Source organism: Variovorax boronicumulans, from assembly GCF_029892485.1.
Classification (GTDB): domain Bacteria; phylum Pseudomonadota; class Gammaproteobacteria; order Burkholderiales; family Burkholderiaceae_C; genus Variovorax; species Variovorax boronicumulans_B.
The window spans coordinates 33,444-55,935 of record NZ_JARXVG010000002.1 but is presented as its reverse complement, the minus strand read 5'-3'; the positions used below and the strand labels follow the sequence as shown (position 1 = coordinate 55,935).

10 protein-coding genes are annotated in these 22,492 nt (G+C 69.7%); 2 read left to right on the top strand and 8 right to left on the bottom strand.

Annotated features, from left to right (window positions below; translation table 11 throughout):
* Positions 1-2 precede the first annotated feature (2 nt).
* The 8 genes from M2282_RS05395 to M2282_RS05360 form a co-directional block, all read right to left on the bottom strand.
* The gene (locus M2282_RS05395) at positions 3-983 is read right to left on the bottom strand and encodes a GDP-L-fucose synthase family protein (RefSeq protein WP_280807760.1); all 981 of its coding nucleotides are present in this window, start codon (positions 981-983) and stop codon (positions 3-5) included.
* 63 nt (positions 984-1,046) lie between these two features.
* Positions 1,047-1,739 carry a sugar transferase gene (locus tag M2282_RS05390; RefSeq protein ID WP_280807759.1) on the bottom strand — a complete coding sequence of 231 codons (693 nt, stop codon included), beginning with the start codon at positions 1,737-1,739 and terminating at the stop codon, positions 1,047-1,049.
* Positions 1,736-4,021: a polysaccharide biosynthesis tyrosine autokinase gene (locus M2282_RS05385; RefSeq protein ID WP_280807758.1), complete on the bottom strand. Its 2,286-nt coding sequence runs from the start codon at positions 4,019-4,021 to the stop codon at positions 1,736-1,738. The genes M2282_RS05390 and M2282_RS05385 overlap by 4 nt, the downstream gene beginning before the upstream one ends.
* Before the next feature lie 64 nt (positions 4,022-4,085).
* Positions 4,086-5,303: a polysaccharide biosynthesis/export family protein gene (locus M2282_RS05380; RefSeq protein WP_280807757.1), complete on the bottom strand. Its 1,218-nt coding sequence runs from the start codon at positions 5,301-5,303 to the stop codon at positions 4,086-4,088.
* Positions 5,304-5,338: 35 nt separating this feature from the next.
* The gene (locus M2282_RS05375) at positions 5,339-6,283 is read right to left on the bottom strand and encodes an alpha/beta fold hydrolase (protein WP_280807756.1); all 945 of its coding nucleotides are present in this window, start codon (positions 6,281-6,283) and stop codon (positions 5,339-5,341) included.
* Positions 6,276-7,130: a serine aminopeptidase domain-containing protein gene (locus tag M2282_RS05370; RefSeq protein WP_280807755.1), complete on the bottom strand. Its 855-nt coding sequence runs from the start codon at positions 7,128-7,130 to the stop codon at positions 6,276-6,278. The genes M2282_RS05375 and M2282_RS05370 overlap by 8 nt, the downstream gene beginning before the upstream one ends.
* Positions 7,131-7,136: 6 nt before the next feature.
* Positions 7,137-12,164: a non-ribosomal peptide synthetase gene (locus tag M2282_RS05365; protein ID WP_280807754.1), complete on the bottom strand. Its 5,028-nt coding sequence runs from the start codon at positions 12,162-12,164 to the stop codon at positions 7,137-7,139.
* A complete protein-coding gene (locus tag M2282_RS05360) occupies positions 12,161-19,393 on the bottom strand; it encodes a polyketide synthase (protein WP_280807753.1) in 7,233 nt (2,410 codons plus the stop codon). The genes M2282_RS05365 and M2282_RS05360 overlap by 4 nt, the downstream gene beginning before the upstream one ends.
* Positions 19,394-19,900: 507 nt before the next feature.
* Here M2282_RS05360 and M2282_RS05355 point away from each other — a divergent pair.
* Positions 19,901-20,785 (top strand): class I SAM-dependent methyltransferase, encoded by an 885-nt coding sequence (locus M2282_RS05355; protein ID WP_280807752.1) that lies wholly within the window; start codon positions 19,901-19,903, stop codon positions 20,783-20,785.
* Positions 20,786-21,037: 252 nt separating this feature from the next.
* Positions 21,038-22,456, top strand: coding sequence for a sigma-54-dependent transcriptional regulator (locus tag M2282_RS05350; RefSeq protein WP_280807751.1), 1,419 nt, complete (start codon positions 21,038-21,040; stop codon positions 22,454-22,456).
* The last annotated feature ends 36 nt before the right edge of the window (positions 22,457-22,492 follow it).

Below are 22,492 nucleotides of genomic sequence, written 5' to 3'. Positions count from 1 at the left end.
CTTCAGGCGTGCTCGGCGACCGCTTCGGTCGACCGCGCGGCCTTCTGGTAGTCCGCATAGGTGCGGCGCAGGCCCTCGGCCAGCGGCACCGTGGCGCGCCAGCCGAAGGTGGCGGCGCGCGAGACGTCCAGCAGCTTGCGGGGCGCCCCGTCGGGCTGCGCGAGGTCGTAGCGGATGCTGCCCTCGTAGCCCACCACTTCGCGGATCAGCTCCACCAGCTCGGCGATCGACACGTCCTCGCCGGTGCCCAGGTTGATGTGGCCACGCATCGGGTCGGTGTGATGGTCGTAGGCCGCGCGCGGCAGGTTCATCACGTCCAGGCACCCCTCGACCATGTCGTCCACATACAGGAACTCGCGCCGCGCGCGGCCGCTGCCCCAGATCAGCACGCTGGGCGCTCGGCTGATCTTGGCCAGGTGGAAGCGCTGGATCAGCGCGGGCACCACGTGGCTGTTCTCCAGGTGGTAGTTGTCGCCGGGCCCGTACAGGTTGCTCGGCATCACGCTGCGGTAGTCGATGCCGTGGGTGGCGCCGTACTGCCGGTTGTAGCTCTCGCACAGCTTGATGCCCGCGATCTTGGCGATCGCGTAAGGCTCGTTGGTCGGCTCCAGCTTGCCGGTGAGCAGCGCGTCTTCCCGGATCGGCTGGTCGGCCAGCCGCGGATAGATGCAGCTGGAGCCGAGGAACAGCAGCCGCTTGACGTCCGCGGCAAAAGCCTGGTGCGTGATGTTGGCCGCGATCATCAGGTTCTCGTAGATGAACTGCGCGGGGTAGGTCATGTTGGCGTGGATGCCGCCGACCTTGGCGGCCGCCACGTAGACCTGGTCGATCCGCTCGGTCGCGAAGAAGCGCGCCACCGCCGCCTGGTCCAGCAGGTCGAGCTCCGCGCGCGTTCGCGTCACCACCTCGTGGCCGAGTCCGGCCAGGCGCCTCGTGAGCGTCTGGCCCACCATCCCGCGATGACCTGCAACATAGATACGCATTTCGTTCTTTCGGTGAAGGGTTGATGGATACGGGGAGAGGAATGCGGCGATGGCGGGCCGGGCTCAGCGCGAGCCGCGCGCCCCGGCCACGACGCCGAAGGTCTTCAAGAGGATCGAGATGTCGCCCAGCACCGACAGCGTGGCCACGTACTCGGCATCCATCGCCGCGCGGCGGCGGTAGCTCACCTCGTTGCGCCCGCTGATCTGCCAGAGGCCGGTGATGCCCGGGCGCACCGCGCAGTAGTGGTTCCAGTACGCCCCGTACAGGCCCTTCTGCGCGAACATGCAGGGGCGCGGCCCGACCATGCTCATGTCGCCCTTGAGCACGTTCCAGAACTGCGGGAACTCGTCGATGCTGTACTTGCGCAGGAACGCGCCGAAGCGGGTGATGCGCGGGTCGTGCGCCAGCTTCTGGAACTTGTGCCACTCGCGCTCCGCGTCTTCGTTCTCGCGCAGGTGGCGCGCCAGCACGGCCTCGGCGTCGGGCACCATGGTGCGGAACTTGTAGAAGCGGAACACCTTGCCGTTGCGGCCGTAGCGCGGCTGCATGTAGATGGCCGGGCTGCCCGAGGTGAGCAGCACGCCCGCCCAGATGAGCGCATAGGCCCAGCCGAAGCACACGAAGAAGGTGCCCGCCATGAGGATGTCCGCGGCGCGCTTGGTGCCGCGCAGCAGCCGTGAGCCGCCCAGGGGTGCGGCTGACGGTGCGGCGGTGGGCGCGGAGCGGTTCTCCGTACCGGAGTGCAGCGTGTTCATGATGCGGCGTGCTCCGGCTCGGGCCGACGGGTGTGGCCCAGGGCGGGATAGGTGTGGGGACGGAAGCGGTAGAGCCCGTACCCGTAGCCGTAGCTGCCGTAGCTGCCGTAGTGGTGCTGGCGCGTGTCCAGCCCGTTGAGCACGACGCCGTGGAACGACGCACCCACGTGCGCGAGCCGCTTGGAGCTCTCCACCAGGTCGCCCAGCTGGCTGTCGCCCGCGCGGGCCAGCAGCAGCAGCGTGCCCATCGCCGGCGCCATCGCCACGGTCTCCGTCGCCCACAGGATGGGCGGCGCATCGATGAGCACGATGTCGTAGTGCGCCGAGAGCGTCGCGAGCAGCTGCGTGAACGCATCACCCGCCAGGGCGGTGGCCGGGTCTTGCGGCAGCGTGCCGCTGGTGATCACGTCCAGGTGCGGCAGCACCTGCGCATGCGTTGCCTGCGGGATCGTCGCGCTGCCGGCGATGAGTTCCGCCAGGCCCGTCTCCTGCGCCAACCCGAACTGGGCCGCGAGGCTGCCGCGGCGCATGTCCGCATCGATCAGCAGCACGCGCTTGCCCGAAGCCGCGAGCACGGCGGCCAGGTTCGACGAGACGAAGGTCTTGCCCGCACCCGGCGTGGCGCTGGTCAGCAGGATGCGGTTGTTCGGTGCCCCGAGCATCGTGAAGCGCAGCGTGGTGCGCAGCCGGCGCACGCCCTCCAGCGCCGCATCTTCCGGATGCAGCGCCGCGAGCAGCTTCATGCCGGGCTTGCCCAGGCGGACGGCGCGGTCCAGCTGGGCCTGCTGCGTGCTCAGCGCGATCGTGCTGTACACGTCCAGGCCGGTGTGCGCCTCGATCTCGTCGGGGTTGGCGACCGTGCTCTTGAGCGTCTTGCGCAGGATCGCCGTGACCGCGCCCAGGAAGAGGCCCGCGATCAGCGCCAGCGCCATCACGATGGCCGCCTTGGGCCGCACCGGTTTCTCGGGCAGCAGCGCCGCGTCGAGCACGCGGACGTTGCCGATCTTGCCTTCGCGGGCCAGCCGCATCTGCAGCGAGCTGTTCAGCAGCGATGCATACAGGTCGGTGTTGACCTTGATGTCGCGCTGCATGCGCACCGAGTTCTGCTGCAGCATCGGCATGCGGCGGATGCGGCTGTCCACCGTGCCGAGTTCCTTGCGCAGCGAGGCGATCTGGGCATCCAGCGTCATCACCGTCGGATGCTGGGCGGTGAAGCGGCTGGTGAGGTCCAGGCGCTTCAGGCGCGCGTCGAACAGCTTGGCCTGCAGGTCCACGTTCTGCGCGAGCGCATTGCGGGCCTCGTCGTCCAGGCTGATCGTTCCGTTCTGGTTGCGGTACTGGTTGTAGACCTCTTCGGAATGCTCCAGCTGCTGCCTGAACTTCGGCAGTTCGGTGCCCAGGAAGTCGAGCGTGCGCTCGGCCTGCGCCGTCTTCTGGTCGATGTTCTGCCGCACGTAGAGGCGCGACACCTCGTTGAGCAGTTCGGTCAGCTGCATGCGGTTGCCGGTCTGCCAGCTCACATCCATCACGCCCGACTGCTTGCCTTTCTCGATCACGCGCAGCTCGCTCTGCAGTTCGAGCAGCACCAGCTGTTTGGAGCGCCGGGTCAGCTCGAAGGCGCCGCCGGGCCTGGCCTCGAAGGAGCCCACCAGCAGGTGGATCGCGCCGCCCGGCACCGGGGCATCGAGCGGCACGCCGACGCGCCCCGGCAGCGGCGTGGCGAGGTCCGGATGCGTGAGCGTGTAGTTGCCGTTGTCGCCCGCGGTCAGCAGGAATCGCTTGCCCTCGAAGGCCGGCGGCACATCCATCTGCGCGACCGAGATCCGCTCGGTGCCCGACACATGGCTGCCCAGGCCCAGGAAGCCCGGGTCCGAGAGCTCCGTGGAATGCCGCGCGATGAACTCGCCCACCAGGGGCAGGTAGTGCGGCTGCGCGGTGATGAAGAGCCGGGTGTTCTCTATCGCCTGGCCGAGCACCATGCGCGACTTCAGGATCTCGGCCTCGCCCGAGGTCGGCGTCTTCACGCTCACGCCGTTGACCGCGGTATCGCCGGGGGTGGCGGAGCGGTCGGCATCCTCCACCTGGATGAGCACGTTCGCCTCGTACACCCGCGGCCCGAAGAGCGCGTAGCACGCGCCCACCACCAGCGCCGCGGCGGTGATCGCGGCAATCAGCCATCGGTGGTCGAGCAGGATGTCGACGTATTCCCTCGGCCCCGAGCGGGGCCGGTCGGGTTCCGCGCCCTGGGGTGCGGGAAGCGGGGGGTACCAGCGGGCATTCATGGGGGTCACCTTCTTTCCGGGTCGTGGTGTGCGGGCGGGATGCGGGGGTGGGGACCGGGGCGGCCTACCTGCTGCGCGCGGTGTCGCGCGCGAGGTTCACGACCTGGGCGGCGGGCAGGATCAGGCTCGCGACCCGGTTCCAAGAGACCAGCGGCACGCGGTCCACGTAGACCACGTCGCGCGGCTTCAGCTCGAAGCGGTCGGCCAGCGCGAGCGCGGCCGGGTTCTTCGCATTGATGTTGAAGATCTCCAGCGCGTCGGGCGTGTCGGCTGAGCCGTCGTTCCGGGCATTGCGGATCACGTAGATCTGGCCCGGGTCGGAGGTGAACAGGTCGGGCCCGCCCGCATCGCCGAGCGCCTCGTTCAGGCTCAGGCGGCCGTTGCGCATCAGCAGCGCCGAGGGCCGCAGGATCTCGCCCATCACATAGACCCGGCTGTCGTCGCGGGCGCCGACATACACCACGTCGCCGTTGCGCAGCGGGATGTTGTTGGCGTCCGCGCCGTAGCGCTTGAGCGCCATCAGGTCGATGGGCACCGTGCGGTCGCCGCGCGTGAGCAGCACCTGCGAGCGGTCGCCCGCGGCGGTGATGCTGCCGGCGCGGTTGAGCGCCTCGGACAGCGTCATCGGCACGTCGGTGAAGATCTGCAGCCCCGGCGTGCGCACCTCGCCTTCCACGTAGGCGCGCTGGCTGCGGAACGACTGGATGCGCACGCTGACCTGCGGCGCCTTGACGTAGGCGCGGATGCGCCGCGCGATCAGCTCCGACGCCTCGCTTTCGGTGAGGCCGCGCAGCTTCGTGCGGCCGATGTACGGAAAGCTGATCTCGCCCGCGGCATCGACGATGAAGCCGGGCGCCACGGTGACGCCGGTGGGGTCGCTCTGCTGCGAGATCACCGCGCCCGCGTTGGGCAGCAGCTCCGGATGGTCGTAGACGATGACGCCCACCACGTCGCCCGGACCGATGGTGTAGGTCGCGGCGCGGCCGAAGAGCGCCCGCACCTCGGGCGCGAGACCCGTGTTGCGCGCGTTCTGCGCCTGGATCAGTTCGGGCGTGATGGTCTTGACCTTGTTGGTGCCGACGGAGCCGTCCTCGTTGCGCAGCAGGCCCGGCGTGCCGAAGCCCGGCACGCAGCCGGCCAGGCCGAGCGACAGCAGCATGGACAGCCCCAGCCATCGGACCCGTCCTGCCGCGAACGAGGCGCGGGCGCCGAGGCCGGCGCATCCGGTGAAGAACGGAACGCGGGCGGCCTGCGGCGCGCTCGATGGATCGGTGCGGTTCATGAGGTTCTCCTTGGCTGGCGTTGAACGGGGTGATGTCATGGCGCGGCCCACTTGGCCGGCAGGGGGCGGGCGACGACCGCGGGCGGGCGGCTCGCGCCGCGCCGTTCGGTGCCGGTGCCGAAGCAGCGCTCCGCGACCCAGTCGCCCACGCTGCGCAGATACAGCTGCTGGCCCTCGGCCGTGCAGACCGTGTGGTCGACCTTGCGCATGAACTCGTAGTGCAGCGACTGCGCGAACGGCTCTGCGCGGAAGGGGCCGAGCTGGTCACGGTCGCGGTCGCACACATGCAGCGATCCCGAATACAGCAGCTGCAGCGCGACGTTCCGCTCGGCCAGAAGCGCCATCGTCTGCCCGAACCAGGCCTCGGTGGCCGCCGGCGATGCCGCCTCGGTGAAAAAGCCCGGCATCGGCTTGGCCGCTTCGCCGCGCAGCAGCCGGCGCTTGAGCCAGCGCTGCGTCTTGCCCGCGAACGAGGGGTGGGCGGGTGCGGCCAACGCGCGCCGCAGCGTGCGTTCCCAGCGCGTGCGCCGTTGCGGAAAGGCAAAGCCGTCGAACAGCGAAAGCCCCACCACGCGCGCATCGACCGCGGCGGTGGCCATGGCGTGCTCCGCGCCCGAACACATGCCCGCGATCACGAACTGGCCGATGCCCAGCGTCTTCTCCAGCAGGTCCATGCCGGCCTGCAGGTCGTGCAGCGCGCGCGAGGGCAGGTCCCCGGCGTTGGCGGGCAGGTCGCTGTCGCCGATGCCGCCCAGGTCGAACCGGAGGCTGGACACGCCGCGCGCCGCCAGCGCATGCGCCAGCTTGACGTTGATGCGGCGCGGCCCGACCCGGTGGTTGGCGCCCATGTTGAACATGAGGCATGCCACCGCAGCGGGCGCCTGGCCCGCGGGCGCTGTGACCATGCCGACCAGCGCTTCGCCGGCCCCGAAGCGTACGGGGGTGTGCGTCATGGGCGTGAGGTGCGCGGCGTCATTCATGGAGAGCCCCTTGCAGGCGGTTGAGCGCATCGGCCGGAACCATGGCGCTGTTGGGATAGGGGTCCGAGGTCCAGTCGAGCCGGTGCTGGAAGTACGCGAGCCGCACCGGCATGTGGCGCGATTGCTGCTCGGCCGCCCATTGCGGCGTGTGGGTGTCGTCGGGCGGCGTCAGCACCAGCGTGTCGTGCAGCGCGGTGAGCGGCAGCGAGTCCGGCGTGAGCGCGCCCAGCTGTGTGCGCAGCGCGGGCGAGAGCAGGGCGCCCAGCGCTTCTTCGGGCAGCGCGGCGGGATCGCGGCCGAGGCTGCGGCGCCACGCCAGGTCGGGAATGCAGAAGCTCGCATCGATCGCGGCCACGTGCTGCTCGCGCAGGAAGCGCGCATAGCGGCGCCCATCGATCACCGGCTCCCACAGCACCAGGCGCACCGGGTCGCAGCGTCCGTTGCGCGCCGCCAGCACCGCGAGGGTGGCACCCAGGCGCGCGCCGAGCCAGACGATGCGCTTGCCCGGTGCATGCCGGTGCAGTTCCTCGTGCGCCGCGCACAGGTCGCGCCGCCAGCCGTCGAGTTCGCCCTGGCTCTCATCGCCGGGCGAATCGCCGGTGCCGTGGAAATCGAAGCGCAGCGTGGCGATGCCGGTACGCGCGAAGCGTTCGGCCAGCACCTTGAAGAAGCGGTGGGTGCGCAGGCCCTCCTGTCCGAACGGCGGGCAGACCAGCACCGCGCTGTCTTCCGCGCGCGCCTCGTCCGCCGGATGGAACATGCCGAACAGCTGGCGCGAAGCCGGGCCGAACAGGATCGGCTGCGCGGGCGCGCAGGCCGTGGGGAGGGCGGTGGCGTGGGAGACCATGTCGCGTCACTCCCTGCGCAGCCAGCCGCCGAAGGCGCGGCCCAGCAGGCTTTCGCCGCGCGATGCGCTCGCGGCGTGGCCGGCCGGCACGCCCACCAGATCCGCGGGCTGCGTGTCCGCCGCACCGGGGCGCGACGCGATCTGCCCGAAGTTCTCGAACAGGTAGCGCCGCATCTCCACGCGATAGCCCAGCGTCTGCTCGGTCTGCTTCACCGCATTCAGCACGAGCAGCGAGTCGCCGCCCAGGTCGAAGAAGTTGTCGCTCGCACGGATCTCGTTGACGTCGATGCCCAGCACGCCGGCCCAGATCTGCGCGAGCGGCGCCTGCTCCGGCGTGAGCAGGCTGCCGGCCGCGGCGCGCTCGCCGGCGGCGGCCGCGGGCTTGTGGGCCTTGTCCGCCCCTTCCGGTTCATCGGCCGCGAGCTTGCGCAGGTAGGCCGCGCTCGCGGAGCCCTCGTCGGAGGCCAGGTAGGCGAGCGTGGCCGCCGGCCGCCCGGCGGCGCGGTGCAGCAGCTCGAGGTAGCGGTCGCGCAGCTGCGCACCCGTCTCGCGCAGGTAGATGTCGGCGTTGTAGATCAGCGCGCCTTCCAGGCCGTGCGGCTTGTCCATCAGCCACACGCCGATGTCGTCGGTCGCGCCGCGCTGCATCAGGTGCATCTGGCGGGTCTGCAGGCTGCCCAGGCGGCGCGCGCGTTCGCGTGCGTCCTGGAACGAGAACATCGACTGGTAGGCCCCGGCGTTCCTGTTCGGGCCTTCGAGGCCGTCGCCGGCCACCATCCGCTCGAACGGCACCTGCTGGACGTTCATGAGCGCGAGCAGCTCCTGCTTCACGTAGCGCATGAAGTCGGGCAGCGGCTGGGCCAGGTCGATCCGGAGCGACACCGGCAGCACGTTGTTGAAGACGCCCATCACGTCCTCCGTCTCGGGCTGCAGGCGTCCGCGCACCGGGTTCGCGATGACGACCGTCTCGCTGCCGATGACCCGGCTAAGGGTGAGCGCGTAGAGGCCGAAGGTCAGCATGCTCAGCGTCACCTCCATGCCGCGCGCGATCTCGCGCAGCCGACCGGTGGTGGCCAGGTCGATGTGGATCCACTGCGTGCCGCCCTGGCCGCTCTTGCCCGCGCGGCGGGGCATGTCGGTGCGGGGCAGGCGCGGCGGCGGCCCGCTCGCGAGGCGGCGGCGCCAGAAGCCGAACTGCTCCTCGAAGGCCGGCTCCCGCATCCAGCCGGCGAGCCATTCGGCATAGTCGCCGTGCGTGGTGGCCAGCGGCGGCAGCCCGTGCGGACGGCCGCGCTCGGCGGCGTCGTAGATCGCGGTGAGCTCGCGCTGGAACAGGTCGAAGCACCAGCCGTCCCAGACCAGGTGGTGCGGCACGAACACGAACGCGTGGTCGTCGTCGTCGACCTGGAACAGCGCCGCATGGGCCATCGGTGCGCGGTGCAGGTCGATCGGGCGGTCCGCCAGTTCCTGCATGCGCTCGGCCAGCTCGGCCTCGCGCTGGTCCGCGGGCAGGCCGCGCAGGTCGATCACCGGCAGTGGGAATTCCACAGCCTGCGATATCGATTGAACCGGTTGTCCGGTCGCCGGGTCGGTGCCCACGCAGGTGCGCAGCGCGGGCTGGCGGCGAATGATTTCCGCGAGCGCCGCCTCGAAGCGCGCCGCATCGAAGGGGCCGGCCAGCCGCTGCGCCGACGGCACGTTGTAGACCGAGCGCCCCGGGTGCAGCTGTTCCATGAACAGGATGCGCTCCTGCGACGGCGTCATGGGCGCGCTGGCGCGGTCGATGCGGCAGGCGAGCGGCGCCTGCATGCCGGCACCGGCGGCCTGCAGGCCGGCAATCGCCGTGGCCAGGCGTTCGGGGGTCGGCGCCTCGAACAGCACGCGCAGCGGCAGCGTGACCTTGAACTCGCGGGCGAGCAGCGTTGCCAGCCGCGCGGCCAGCAGCGAATGGCCGCCCATGGTGAAGAAGTCGTCCTGCATGTCCAGGCCCGGCAGGCTCAGCACCTGCTCCATCGCCGCGAGCACCGTGCGCTCGGTGTCGTTGCGCGGGTTGGCGCCGCGGCGCACCGCATCGCGCGGCAGCGCCTGCGGCGCTGGAAGCGACACGCGGTCCAGCTTGCCGTTGGGCAGCGTGGGCAGGCTCTTGAGCGTGACCACGTGCTGCGGAAGCATGAAGGCCGGCAGGCGCTCGCGCAGGTGCTGCATCAGCGCATCGAGGTCGAATGCGGCGCCCGGCACCAGCGCCAGGTAGGCCACCAGCCGCACATCGCCGGGACGGTCCTCGCGCGCCACCACCACGCTGCGCGAGACGCCGTCTGCTTCGTTGCAGCGTGCCTCGATCTCGCCGGGCTCGATGCGGTAGCCGCGCACCTTCACCTGGAAGTCGAGCCTACCGAGGTGTTCGAGCAGCCCGTCGTTGCGCCAGCGGCCGCGGTCGCCGGTGCGGTACACCGTGCGGTTGTGGCCCAGCACGCGCGCCGTGAGGAAGCGCTCGGCGGTGAGCTCGGGGCGTTCGTGGTAGCCGAGCGTGAGGCCTTCGCCCGCAATGCAGATCTCGCCCGGCACGCCGATGGGGCAGGGCTGCAGGTTGGCATCGAGGATCCACACCTCGGTGTTGTCGATCGGCGTGCCGACGGACATGCCGCGCGCGGCGATCACCTCGCGCTGCATGTTCCAGGCGGTGGACCACACGGTGGTCTCCGTGGGGCCGTAGACGTTCCAGAATTCGGCGCAGCGGTCCAGCACGTCGAACGCGAGCCGGGCGCGCACGGCTTCGCCGCCGATCCATCCGCGAAACTCTTTGGTGCCGGCCCACTGGGCATCGAGCAGCAACTGCCACATGCCGGGCGTGGCCTGCAGCACCGTGATGTCTTCGGTCTCCAGCAGTGCGCGCAGGCGGTTGCCGTCCACCGCGGTCTCGCGCTGGACCATCACCACTTCGGCGCCGGCCGCCAGCGGCAGCAGGATCTCGGCCACGTGGATGTCGAACGAGAGCGTGGTCACCGCGGCGATGCGGTCGGTCGCGCCGATGCCGGGTGCCTTCTGCATCGAGGCGATCAGGTTGGCCACCGCGCCGTGCGGCACGCACACGCCCTTGGGCAGGCCGGTCGAGCCCGAGGTGTAGATCACGTAGGCCGGATCTTCGGCACGCGCATCGCAGACGCCCGGCGCGATCGCATCGGCGGGCGCCTGCAGCCATGCGGTGTCGCGGTCGATCTCGAACAGCCGTGCGCCCGCGTCGGCATTCCACTTGCGCGGCGCGGTGGCGATGTCGGAGGTGGTCACCAGCAGGCTGAGGCTGGCGTCGGCGGCGTAGTGATCGAGCCGCGCCTGCGGAAAGCCCGGGTCGAGCGGCACATAGGCCGCACCCGCCTTCAGCACCGCGAGCACCGCGACGACCATGTCCAGCCCGCGCTCCAGGCACAGGCCCACGTACTCGCCGCGGCCGACGCCCCGCGCACGCAGCGCATGGGCCAGGCGGTTGGAGCGCGCGTCCAGATCGCGGTAGCTGCAGGTGCGTGCACCGTCGCGCACCGCGGGGCGGTCCGGCTGCTGCAATGCGCGCGCCACGAAGCCGGCATGCGCGAACGGCGCGCCCTGCAGCGGAACGGGCAGCGGCTGCAGCGCGGCCAGTGCGCGCGCGGCTTCGGGCGACAGCACCTCGAGCCGGCCGATCGCGTCGGCGGGATTGCGCACGGCCGAGCGCAGCACGCACTCGAACATGTCGAGCCAGCGCTGCACGCTCTCCTCGTCGTAGAGGTCGGTGTTGTACTGGGCTTCGATCTGCAGCCCGCCGTCCAGCGGCCGCAGGTTGAGGAAGAGCTCGAAGTTCTCGTGGCGGCGCGCCACCGTGTCCTGCTCGACATGCAGGCCCGAGAAAGTCTGCAAGCCGGCGGCCACGTCGGGGTCGACGTTGAACATCACGCTCACCAGCGGCTGGCGGCTCGCGTCGCGCTGCAGCGAGAGCTTGCCCAGCAGCGCGCCGTAGGTCAGCGCCTGGTGCTCGAAGGCGTCGAGCACGGCGGTCCTGCATTCGCCCATGAGCGTGTCGAAGCGCAGTTCGGCAGGCGCGGCGATGCGCAGCGGCAGCAGGTTCACGCAGTGGCCCACCAGGCCGGGCATGTCGCGCGCCAGCTGGCCAGAGGCCGGAATGCCCACCACGATGTCGTCCTGGCCGGTGAGCCGGTGCAGCGTGGCGACGAAGCCGGCGAGCAGCCCTGCGAAGAGGCTGGTGCCGGTCTTCGCGCTCATGGTGCGCAGCGAGGCCACCAGGCGGCGCTCGAGCAGCCGCTCGGTGCGCCGCGAGGCGAAGGTGCGCACGGCGGGGCGCGGATGGTCCAGCGGCAGGTCGAGCACGGGCAGCGTGCCGCCCGAGAAGCACTCGAGCCAGTAGTCCACGTGCTGCTGCATCCCGGGCTGCGCAGCGTCGGCGGCTTCCTCGGTCGCGAAGGCGTCGAAGGTGGGGGCGGCCTTCAGCGGCAGGCCGTCGCCGGTCTGCTCGGCATAGAGGTGGCCCAGCTGCTCGGTGATGACGGCCCACGACCAGCCGTCGCAGACCACGTGGTGGGCCGACATCAGCAACTCGTGCTCGTCCTCGCCGAGCCGGTAGAGCTGGGCCCGGAAGAGCGGCCCCTGCTCCAGCGAGAAGGGCGTGCTCACCGCTGCCTCGTGCGCGTCCTGCAGGGCAAGCGCGCGGGCTTCGGCATCGAGCAGGCCCAGGTCCCGCTGCACGAGCGGGTCGGGACCTGCCTGGCCGACCAGCATGCAGGTGCCGTCCGGCGAGATGGTCGCGCGCAGCGACTGGTGCCGTCCGACCAGCCGGGCCACGGCGCGCGCCATGGCCTGGCGGTCCAGCGGACCGCGCAGCCGCAGCACCACCGACTCGTTGTAGGCGAGCGATGCCTCGGTGCTCAGCATCGCACCGAGCCAGACCTCGCGCTGTGATTCTGTCGTGGGAATCACGCATTCCACGAATGCGCCGAGGTTGGCGGCCGTGCCCATCGCGGCCGTGGTGGGGCGAAGAACGGCGTTCATGCGGCCCGCCCGTTGGCGATGCGGATCGCTTCAGCGCCGCCCGGCACGTACCAGAACAACTGGCCGTCGACATCCCGTCCGAGCACCGAACCGTCTTCCGAGGGCTTGCGCACGTCGAAGGCGCGCACGGCCGGCGTGCGGCGCGGCAGGAAGCCCGACTCCTGCATCTCGGCCACCGATTCCTTGAACGCGCGCTGGATCGCCGCGATGTCTTCCTGGCTGTGCGCCGTCGTGAGAAAACACGGGAAGTTGTCCAGGATGTGCACGCCGCGGCTGCGCATCATGGCGAACAGCAGGTCCTGCAGCGGATGGTCTTCCAGCCAGTTCACGCGCCAGAGCGAGGCGAAGTGGCGGATCGCGATCGGCGCGCCGGTTTCGGTGCACCAGGCGGTGAGCTCCTCGGCCATGGCGGCGGTGCTCGCGCCGAGCGCGGCCTGCAGCGCCGGGCCGGCTTCCTTCAGGTGTTCGAGCGAGGCCTTGGCGGCCGCCAGTGCGAGCGGATGCCGCACGAAGGTGCCCGCGAAGTAGGTCACGCCCACACCCGGGATCGAGTCGTCGCCGTACTGCCAGGCGCCGCCGTCGAGCGCATCCATGAACGGCCGCTTGCCCGCGATCACGCCGACGGGGAAGCCGCCGCCGATCACCTTGCCGTAGGTGGCGAGGTCGGCGCGCACGCCGAACAGTTCCTGCGCACCGCCCAGGCCCGTGCGAAAGCCGGTGATGACCTCGTCGAAGATGAGGCAGGTGCCGCTTTGCGCGGTGATCTCGCGCAGTTCCTGCACGAACTCGCGCGGCTGGAAGTCGGGGCGGCGGCTCTGCACCGGCTCGACCAGCACCGCGGCCAGGTCCTCGGCGTTCTCGCGGATGAAGGCCAGCGCCTCGGGCGTGCCGTAGTCGAGCACGCGCACGTCGCCGAACATGCCGCTCATCACGCCCGGCGCGGCCGACAGGCCCTTGCCGCCCTTCCCGGCGCGCACCAGCACCTCGTCGAAGGTGCCGTGGTAGGAGCCTGTGAACACCACCACCGTGCTGCGGCCGGTGACGGTGCGCGCGATGCGCAGGGCCGCCATCACCGCTTCGGAGCCGGTGTTGCACAGGCCCGCGCGCTCGCAGCCGGTGAGCTCGCAGATGAGGCGCGTCACCTCGGCCGCCAGCGGATGCTGCGGGCCGATCTCGTAGCCCGCGTCCAGCTGCTTCCTGACCGCCTCCTGCACGAAGTCGGGCTGCCAGCCGAACAGGTTCAGGCCGAAGCCGTTGAGCGCATCCACGTACTCGTTGCCGTCGATGTCCCAGAGCTTCGAGCCCTTGGAGCGCTCGATCACGAGCTGGTAGGTGATCTCCTTGGTCAGCGGCCGGAAGCCGTTGACCACGCGCGGATCGGCCATGTGGGCGCGGTTGTCCTCGGTGAAGCGCTTGCTCTTCTGCGTGCGTTCCACATAGCGCCGCACGAACGTGGCCAGCCGCGCCTTCTGGCGTGCGCTCGGCTCGGCGGTGGGCTTGGTGTGGATGCGGGCGATGGCGCCGAAGGCCTTGGCGACGTCGTAGCGCTGCGGTTCGCGTGGCATGTCGGGCAATGCGAGCGATTGGGCCTGCGGTTCCGGCAGAGCCTGCACCGGCTCCGGTGTGGCCATTGCGGCGGGAATGGCCGCCCCGGACAGCAATGCGAGTTGCTGGCGCATCAATTCCATTTGCTGCGCAATCAACTGGTTCAGCGCGCCGGCCGGTTGCCGGGGCACCGGATCGGCCATCGGCACCGGCGCCTGTGCGGCGGCAGCCACCTGCGGCATCGGGATGACGCCGGGCGCTGCCGGCGCGGGCTGCGCCTCGGTCTCGGGCGGCAGGCTCTGCCGTAGGAACGCCGCAAGTGCATCCAGGCTGCGGTAGTTCTCCATCAGCTGCCGGAAGCTCAGGTTGACCTTGAAGCTCTTCTTGATCTGCGTGGCGGCCTGGGTCAGCGTGAGCGAGTCCAGGCCGAGTTCGGCGAAGGCGGCGTGGCCTTCGGCCTCGGCCATGTCGATGCCCGAGATGTCCTCGAAGAGGGTTCGCAATCGCGCGTCCACCGAGGGCGCGCGCGAAGCGGCGGGCTGGGGCGGGGACGGTAGCGGCGGATGGATAGCGGGCACTGCAGCGGTCACGATCGGCTCCAATGAAACAGGTGGGACGAAGACGGATGGGGCGGGAAGGGCGGTAGGAAGGACGGCCGGCAACCGGGCGATCGGCGCGATGTCGACCCAGAAGCGCTTGCGTTCGAACGGATAGGTGGGCAGGCACACGCGGCGCGCGCCCGCGCGAGCGGCGAGGCGGGCGAGGTCGATGTCGGTGCCGCAGGTCCACAGGCGCGCGGCTGCGAGCCGCAGGGTGCGGACCTCGTCGGCCGGTTCGCCGTGCAGCAGCGAGACCGCGGTGGCGCCCGCCTTCGACGTGGGGGCCAGCGTCTTCGCGCCGTGCTGGCGCACCAGCGTGGCCAGGGTGTTGCGCGGCCCGACCTCCACGAAAACCGGATGCGCGGCCGCAGCCGCCGCGCTCTGCAACGCGGGCGAGAAGCGCACCGTGCCGCGCAGGTGCTGCGCCCAGTAGGCGGGGCTCGCGGCCTCCACGTCTTCGAGCAGCCGGCCGGTGAGCGTCGAGAAGATCGGGATCGCCGGTGCGCGCAACGCGACCTGGCCCACGAGCGCCTCGAAGGGGGCGACCGCGCCGTCCATCATGGCGGAGTGGAAGGCGTGCGAGGTCTGCAGCGCGCGGCAGGCGATGCCTTCGGCTTCGAGCGCGGCCTGCAGCTGTGCCATGGCCTCGGTGGGGCCGGCGGCCACGCAGGCGGTGGGTCCGTTTTCCGCCGCGAGCGAGACGGACGGCCAGGCCGCGAGCCGCGCCGCGAGATCGTTCGCGCCCAGCCGCACCGACAGCATGGTTCCCGCGGGCAGCGCCTGCATGAGCGCACCGCGGCGGGCGACGAGGCGGGCGGCGTCTTCGAGCCGCATCACCCCGGCGATCACGGCCGCGACGAATTCGCCGACGCTGTGGCCGATCAGCGCATGCGGCCGCAGGCCCAGCGACAGCAGCCGCCGTGCGAGCGCGTACTCGAGCGTGAAGAGCGCAGGCTGCGTGACCGCCGTAGGGGTGAGCGCACCGGGGTCGTCGCTGAACATGCGTTCGCGCAGATCGAAATCGGTGACGCCGTCCAGGGCATGCAGGCAGTCGTCGAAGGCGGCCGCGAACACCGTGTCGCTCGCATGCAGCGCGCGGCCCATGCCGGCGTATTGCGCACCCTGGCCCGGGAACATCAGCACCGGCTGCGGGGTGCGAGCGGCGATGCCGCCGCTCGTGCGCCACGGGGCATCGTTCATTCGCAATGCAGCGATGGCTTCTGCCGCATCGGCGGCCAACACGGCGCTTCGGAAGGCGTGCGCCTTGCGGCCGACGCAGAGGGTGAAGGCCGCATCGGCGAGCGCAAGGCCGGGGTGCGCTTCGAGGTGCGCCGCGAGCTGCTGCGCGGCCACCGCGAGCGCGGCCTCCGAGCGGGCCGACAGCGGCAGCACGTGGACACCGGCCACGGCCGATGGCGCAGCGGGGCGTGTTGGTGCTTCCTCGAGCACGACGTGGGCGTTCGTTCCGCCGACGCCGAAGGAGCTCACCCCCGCGCGGCGCGGCAGGTCGGCGCGCGGCCAGGGCTGCAGCTGGTTGCTCACGAAGAACGGTGTGCGCGCGAAGTCGATGGCCGGGTTCGGCGCGGTGAAGTGCGCGGTGGGCGGAATCAGTTCGTGGTGCAGCGACAGCGCCGCCTTGATGAGCCCCGCGGCGCCAGCGGCCGTGACCATGTGGCCCACGTTGCTCTTGAGCGAACCGAGCGTGCAGTAGCCGCGCGCGTCGGTGTGCTCGGCGAAGGCGACGGCCAGCGCCTCGACCTCGATCGGGTCGCCCATCGGCGTGGCGGTGCCGTGCGCCTCGACGTAGCCGATGCTCTGCGCGTCCACGTCGGCCGCGGCCAGCGCGGCGCGGATCACCGCGGCCTGGCCGTCCACGCTGGGCGCGGTGAAGCTGGCCTTGGCGCCGCCGTCGTTGTTCACGCAGGCGCTGCGCAGCACGGCGTAGATCGTGTCGCCATCGGCCAGCGCATCCGACAGGCGCTTGAGCAGCACCACGGCCGCGCCGTCGCTGAAGACGGTACCCCGGGCCTGTGCATCGAAGCTGCGCGTGTGGCCGTCGGGCGAGAGCATCGAGCCCTCGTTGTAGAGATAGCCGCTGCGCGGCGGGCAGGTGACCGAGGCGCCGCCCGCGAGCGCCATGTAGCACTGGCCCGTGCGCAATGCATGGAAGGCCTGCGCCACGGCGACCAGCGAGGTCGAGCACGCGGTGTTCACGCTCACCGCCGGCCCACGCAGATTGAGCCGGTTGGCCACGCGGGTGGTGATGTAGTCCTTCTCGTTGGCCAGCATCACCTGGAATTCGCCGACGGCTTCCACCAGGTCGGGCCGCGAGGCCACGTGGCGCTGGAAGTAGGTGGCGTTGTACATGCCCGCGTACACGCCCACCGGACCGGGCGCCTCGTCGGGCACATAGCCCGCGCGCTCCAGGCATTCCCAGCAGATCTCCAGGAACACGCGGTGCTGCGGGTCCATGAGCGTGGCTTCCTTCGGGCCGATGCCGAAGAAGGCGGCGTCGAAGTTCTCGATGCCTTCGATCACGCCGCGCGCCCGCACATAGGCCGGGTCGCCGCGCAGCGCCTCGCTCACGCTGGCATCGAGCGTGGCGTCGTCGAAGAAGCTCACGGTGTCGCGGCCGGCGACAAGGTTGTCCCAGAACTGTTCGACGTCGGCAGCGCCGGGGAAGCGGCCGGCGGTGGCGATGAGGGCGATGGCTTCGGGGGCGTCGGCCGGTGTGCGGTGTGCGGTCGCGCGAACGGGCGTTGGCTGTGCGGTCTCTTCTTCAACCGGCTGCAGCTGCGCCGCAATGGCGGCCGGCGTCGGATGCCGGAAGAACAGGTTGGTCGACAACGGCGGCGCGTCGTCGCGCTGCAGGTCGGCGAGCACCTGCAGCACCAGCAGCGAATTGCCGCCGAGGTCGAAGAAGTTGTCGTTGCGCCCGACCTTGCCGATGCACAGGGCGCGCGCGAAGGCGCCGCACACCTGCGCTTCGAGTGCGTCGCGTGCTTCCTCGAAAGGCTGCGCAAGCTCGGGGCGCTCGCCCGCGGGCTCGGGCAATGCCTTGCGGTCGAGTTTGCCGTTGGAGGTGACCGGGAGCTGCGCGAGCCACACCTGCGCCGAGGGCAGCATCGCCGCGGGCAGACGCGCCGCAAGGTGCGTGCGCAGCATCTCCCAAGGCAGCGGCTGCGCGCGGGCGACGAGGTAGGCAACCAGGCGCAACGCGCCATCGCCACCGGGCCGGGCGACCACGGTGCAGGACTGGATCGCGGGGTGCGCGAGGATCGCCGCCTCGATCTCACCGGTCTCGATGCGGTGGCCGCGGATCTTCACCTGGCCGTCGATGCGGCCGATGAATTCGATGGTGCCGTCCGGCAGCCAGCGCGCGAGATCGCCGGTGCGGTAGAGGCGGTCTTCAGGCCCGCCGAACGGATCGGGCACGAAGCGCGCGGCGGTGAGTTCGGGCTGGCCCAGGTAACCGCGGGCGAGGCCGTGCCCGCCGATGCAGAGTTCGCCCACGAGGCCGCTGGGCAGCAGTGCCAGCGACGGGCTCAGCACACGCAGCACCGTGTCCTTGATCGGTCGGCCGAGCGGCACCGAGCGCAGGCCGGCCGCGAGGCTCGCCGGGTCGATGCGGTGGGTGGCCGCGAAGGTTGTGCACTCGGTCGGGCCGTAGCCGTTGCTCAGCACAAGGCCGGGCAGGGCTTCGAGCGCGCGCCGCACATGCGCCACCGACAGCGCCTCGCCACCGGTGAACAGGTGACGGAGGCCCGCGAGATGCTGCGGATCGCCGTCGACCACCGCGTTGAAGAGCGCGGCCGTGAGCCAGGCGGTGTGCACGTCGTGCCGGGCGATGGTGCGGGCGAGGCCGGCACCGGTGGGCACCCGTTCGTCGTGGATCACGCAGCGCCCGCCGTTCAGCAGCGGGCCCCAGATCTCGAGCGTCGATGCGTCGAAGGCGAGCGGCGCCGCATGCAACATTGCGCGGCCGGGTGCGAGCTCGACGTAATCCACCCCGACCACCAGCCGCAGGATCGCGCGGTGGCAGATCTCTATACCCTTGGGTATACCGGTCGAGCCGGAGGTGTACATCACATACGCGACCGATTCGCCATCGATTTGGGTATTCGCAGTGCTGCGATACCCATTGCCCTCCATGACGTCTTCGAGATTGCCGGGCAACAGCACGGCGCTCTCGGCGGGCACCAGATGCGCCAGCGCTTCGGCCACCACCACCCGTGTGGCCCCCGCCTGCGCGAGCATGCCGGCGACCCGCCCGGGTGGAAAGTCGGCCGGCACCGGCACGTAGGCGGCGCCCGCCTTCAGGATGCCGAGCGTGGCGACGATGGCGTCCATCGAGCGCTCGAAGATCATCCCGACGTTGTCGCCGGGCCTCACGCCCGACTGCCACAGGTGCTGCGCGAAGCGGTCGGTGCGGCGTTCGAGCTCGCCGTAGCGCATGGTCTCGTCGCCTTCGACAAGCGCCACCGCGTCGGGCGTGGCTGCGGCCTGGCGGCTGAACATCGCGGGCACGGTCAGCGCGCGGTCGACGGCGGCGGGCGGTGTGTTCCAGGCGGCGAGCTGGTGGTGGCGATCGGCATCGGGCAGGGTGCGGATGCCGCAGAGCGCCGTGTCGGGGCGGGCGAGCAGGTCGGCGGCGGTGTCGGCGATGGCGGCGAGCAGCCGGCCGGCCGATGAGGCGTCCATGAGGGTCGCAGGGGCATCGAGCTGCAGGCGGGCCGGGTACCCAGGATGGGCTTCCAGGGACAGACGGATGGCGCTGCCGCTCTGGGGCGGTGTCGTGCGCCGCTGGCTGTCGAGTTGCGCGAGCCATGCGTGCGCCGTGCCGTTCGTTTCCGCGCCGAGCCAGCGCGACTGCAGGAACCGCCAGGCCCCCTCGAACAGCGTGTCGGGCAGAAAACCTGTCGTCTCCAGCAGCGCCAGCCAGTGCTGCACGAGATCCGCTTCGAGCGTCAGCGCGGCTGTGAGCCGCTCTTCGGCCGCGTCGTGCCTAGGGACGAACAGGTCGTCCAGCGTGTGCTCCTGTGCAGCAATGGCAACAGGCGGCGGCGAAGCGAATCGAGTGTTCATTTAATTACCGGTTGGAATTCAATGAATAATTCTTGAATTAAAATCGGCCAATTAACCAGGGCTCCGAGGTTGATCGGCTTGTCGCGATCCTAGAAGTTCGTCGAAGTGGCTGTGCGGCTGTTTTGGAGTGTTATTACATTAAGATATACATATTTCCGATCTCAACTACCCAGTTTGGATGATTTGAGGTACCCCAACAATGATTTTGAATAGTTTGCGGAGAAATTGACGGTCGAATTTACCGATGGAAGCCGCGGAAAGGGCTGTTGCAAGTTGCGCCGTGTATCTCGCGCAGGCTGAAGCGGGTTGCGATATTCCGCGGAATCACTCCGAAGGCCTTATTTTTGTAAGTCTTAGGTTTTAAAAATTGTCCAGAATCGGCGTTTTCTCTGATCCGCGTTCAATCGCAGGTCCTCAAGCCGAAAGGGATCGAAAGCGCGGCAGTTGAAAAATAATTGAATTGGATGCAGTATTTGTCGGCATTGATATCCACTCCGAAAGGTGCATATGCTCAACGACATTCTGTTACCCGACGTTGTTCTCCGGCAATGCGAAAGCTATTGGGAGTCCGATCTCCATGGCAATTCAGAAGGCAGATCGGCCAATGCTTTTTATTTCGGCAATAGAGAATGGGCGCAGGAGTATTTCGACGCCTGCCACCGCGACGCGCATTTCAAAAGCCGCTGGCTGGCTGCGGGCGGAGGTGATTGGACCGGCAAGGTCGTGATCGATCTGGGCTGCGGTCCCGGCAATGTCTTTGCCACCGTGGGCGGCGAACCCAGGCTGCTGCTGGGCGTCGATGTGGCGGGCGGTTCGCTGGCGCTGGCATCCCGCATCGGCTACACGGCCGTGCTGGCCGATGCGGCGCGAACACCGTTTCGCTCGGCCATTGCCGATATCGTGGCCATCAATGCGTCCCTGCACCATTGCGACGACATGGCGGCGGTGCTGCGCGAAGGCGCGAGGCTGGTCAGGCCGGGAGGATTGCTCATCACCGACCACGACCCGCAATTGACCGCCTGGGACTACAAGGGCGTTGCCAGGCTTCTTTGGGATGCGCGGCTATGGATCTACCGCTGGATCCGCCATGGCTTTCACAAGAGCGACACGCAGCAGACGTGGGGGCTTCGGACCGAAATCCACCACAAGCCGGGGGACGGGGTCACGCCGGAATTCTTCAGGGCAACGCTCGAGCCGCTGGGCTTCGAGGTCGATGTCCATGCGCACAACCACCAGATCGGGGCCGAGGCGTTCGAGGGCCAGGTCGGGCCGGCACAGTGGAAATACCGCCTCGGCAACCTGCTGTCGGGGCGCGATCCCAAGGCGGCTGCGAGCGCGCTGTCGCTCATGTGCATCGCGCGCCGCGGCGCGCAGGGGCCTGAGCTGCCCTAGTTACCGCCTGCTACCTGGCCGAATGGCCGTGCAGATGCCCAAAAAAGGCGCTGCACGGCTTTCTTGCGTCTGTGCTATTCACAAAAGTCGCAAAAAATAGTTCAATTTAGAAACTAATTGCGGCTTTCGCGCGTATGTCATTGCTGACAAGGCGCTTGCACGGCCTCGTACGCAGCTTGGCGTCCTCGACTCGCAGGGAACCAAGGGGCGTGAGGTACCACGTGAAATACGCAAAAAATCAGGGGGAAAAAATTGGGCCACGCATTGATTGTTGAAGACGACGAAGACGCCGCGCGCATGATCGCCGCCCTGGTCGTGCGCGAGGGCCACATGGTGATGTGCGCCCATTCGCTCGAGGCGGCCCGCCGCCTGATCGCAATGCAGCCGCCCGATCTGCTGCTGCTCGATCTCCATCTTCCCGACGGCAGCGGGTTCGACCTGCTGGCCGGTCCCGAGGTCCAGGACGACACGATGCTGGTGCTCATGACCGGGCAGGCGAGCCTGGAGACTTCCATTCGCGCGCTGCGCCTGCGTGCGGCCGACTACCTGGTCAAGCCGATCAACCCGCAGCACCTGAAGGGCCTGCTGTCCCGGCTGATCGCGCCCTCGCAGTTGCGCGCGGAACTCGACGAAGTCCAGGACCGCTGGCGCGAGACCGGCCGTTTCGGGCACCTGATCGGACGGTCGCAGGAAATGCAGCGCGTGTATCGCCAGATGTCGCGTGTGGCCGGCACCGCGGTGAGCGTGTTCATCCATGGCGAGAGCGGCACCGGCAAGGAACTGGTCGCGCGCGGCGTGCACGACCTGAGCCGCCGGCGCGACCAGCCCTTTCTGGCGGTCAACTGCGCGGCACTCTCGCCGCACCTGATCGAGAGCGAGATCTTCGGCCACGAGCGCGGCAGCTTCACCGGCGCCGAGCGGCAGCACCAGGGCTTTTTCGAGCGGGCGCACGGTGGCACGCTGTTCCTGGACGAAGTGACGGAAATGCCGTTCGAACTGCAGGCCAAGCTGCTGCGCGTGCTGGAAACCGGCACCTTCACGCGCGTCGGATCGACGCAGGTGCAGCAGACCGACGTGCGCATCATCGCGGCGACCAACCGCGACCCGGCCGAGGCGGTGGCCCGCGGCAAGCTGCGCGAAGACCTGCTCTACCGGCTTCATGTCTTTCCGATCGGGCTGCCGCCGCTGCGCGAGCGCGGCGACGACATTGCGCTCATTGCCCGCAGCTTCCTGCAGGAACTGCATCTGGCCGAAGGCGGCGCGTCGCGCTTCAGCCCGGCGGCGCTGGAGGGGCTGCGCGCGTATCCCTGGCCGGGTAACGTGCGCGAACTGCGCAACGCGGTGCAGCGCGCATGGGTCATGACCACAGGTCCGGAAGCAGGGGAGGAATGGCTGCCGCCTGCAACCGCCGCACCGGCCCGCTTTCCGCGGCCGCAGCCGGCGCTGTCTTCGCGCGCGACCATGGCGGGCTTCGACGACACCGCGCCCGGCTCCCTGGAGCCGGGTGGCGGCGAAGTGGTCGTGGAGGTCGGCACGCCGCTCGCCGACGTGGAGCGGCGCGTGATCCTTGCAACTTACGAGAGCTGCGGGCGCAACAAGGAGCGCACCGCGGGGATGCTCGGCATCAGCATGAAGACGCTGTACAACCGGCTAAAGGAGTACCGGGTGTGAAAGACTGCCTGGTTTGCATCGGCTCTCGAAGCTGAT

Coding starts and splice junctions, on each gene's coding strand:
- M2282_RS05385 (WP_280807758.1), bottom strand. CDS start 4,021: ATGAATGCCCGCTGGTACCCCCCGCTTCCCGCACCCCAGGGCGCGGAA.
- M2282_RS05370 (WP_280807755.1), bottom strand. CDS start 7,130: ATGGTCTCCCACGCCACCGCCCTCCCCACGGCCTGCGCGCCCGCGCAG.
- M2282_RS05355 (WP_280807752.1), top strand. CDS start 19,901: ATGCTCAACGACATTCTGTTACCCGACGTTGTTCTCCGGCAATGCGAA.
- M2282_RS05360 (WP_280807753.1), bottom strand. CDS start 19,393: ATGAACACTCGATTCGCTTCGCCGCCGCCTGTTGCCATTGCTGCACAG.
- M2282_RS05365 (WP_280807754.1), bottom strand. CDS start 12,164: ATGAACGCCGTTCTTCGCCCCACCACGGCCGCGATGGGCACGGCCGCC.
- M2282_RS05395 (WP_280807760.1), bottom strand. CDS start 983: ATGCGTATCTATGTTGCAGGTCATCGCGGGATGGTGGGCCAGACGCTC.
- M2282_RS05390 (WP_280807759.1), bottom strand. CDS start 1,739: ATGAACACGCTGCACTCCGGTACGGAGAACCGCTCCGCGCCCACCGCC.
- M2282_RS05375 (WP_280807756.1), bottom strand. CDS start 6,283: ATGAATGACGCCGCGCACCTCACGCCCATGACGCACACCCCCGTACGC.
- M2282_RS05380 (WP_280807757.1), bottom strand. CDS start 5,303: ATGAACCGCACCGATCCATCGAGCGCGCCGCAGGCCGCCCGCGTTCCG.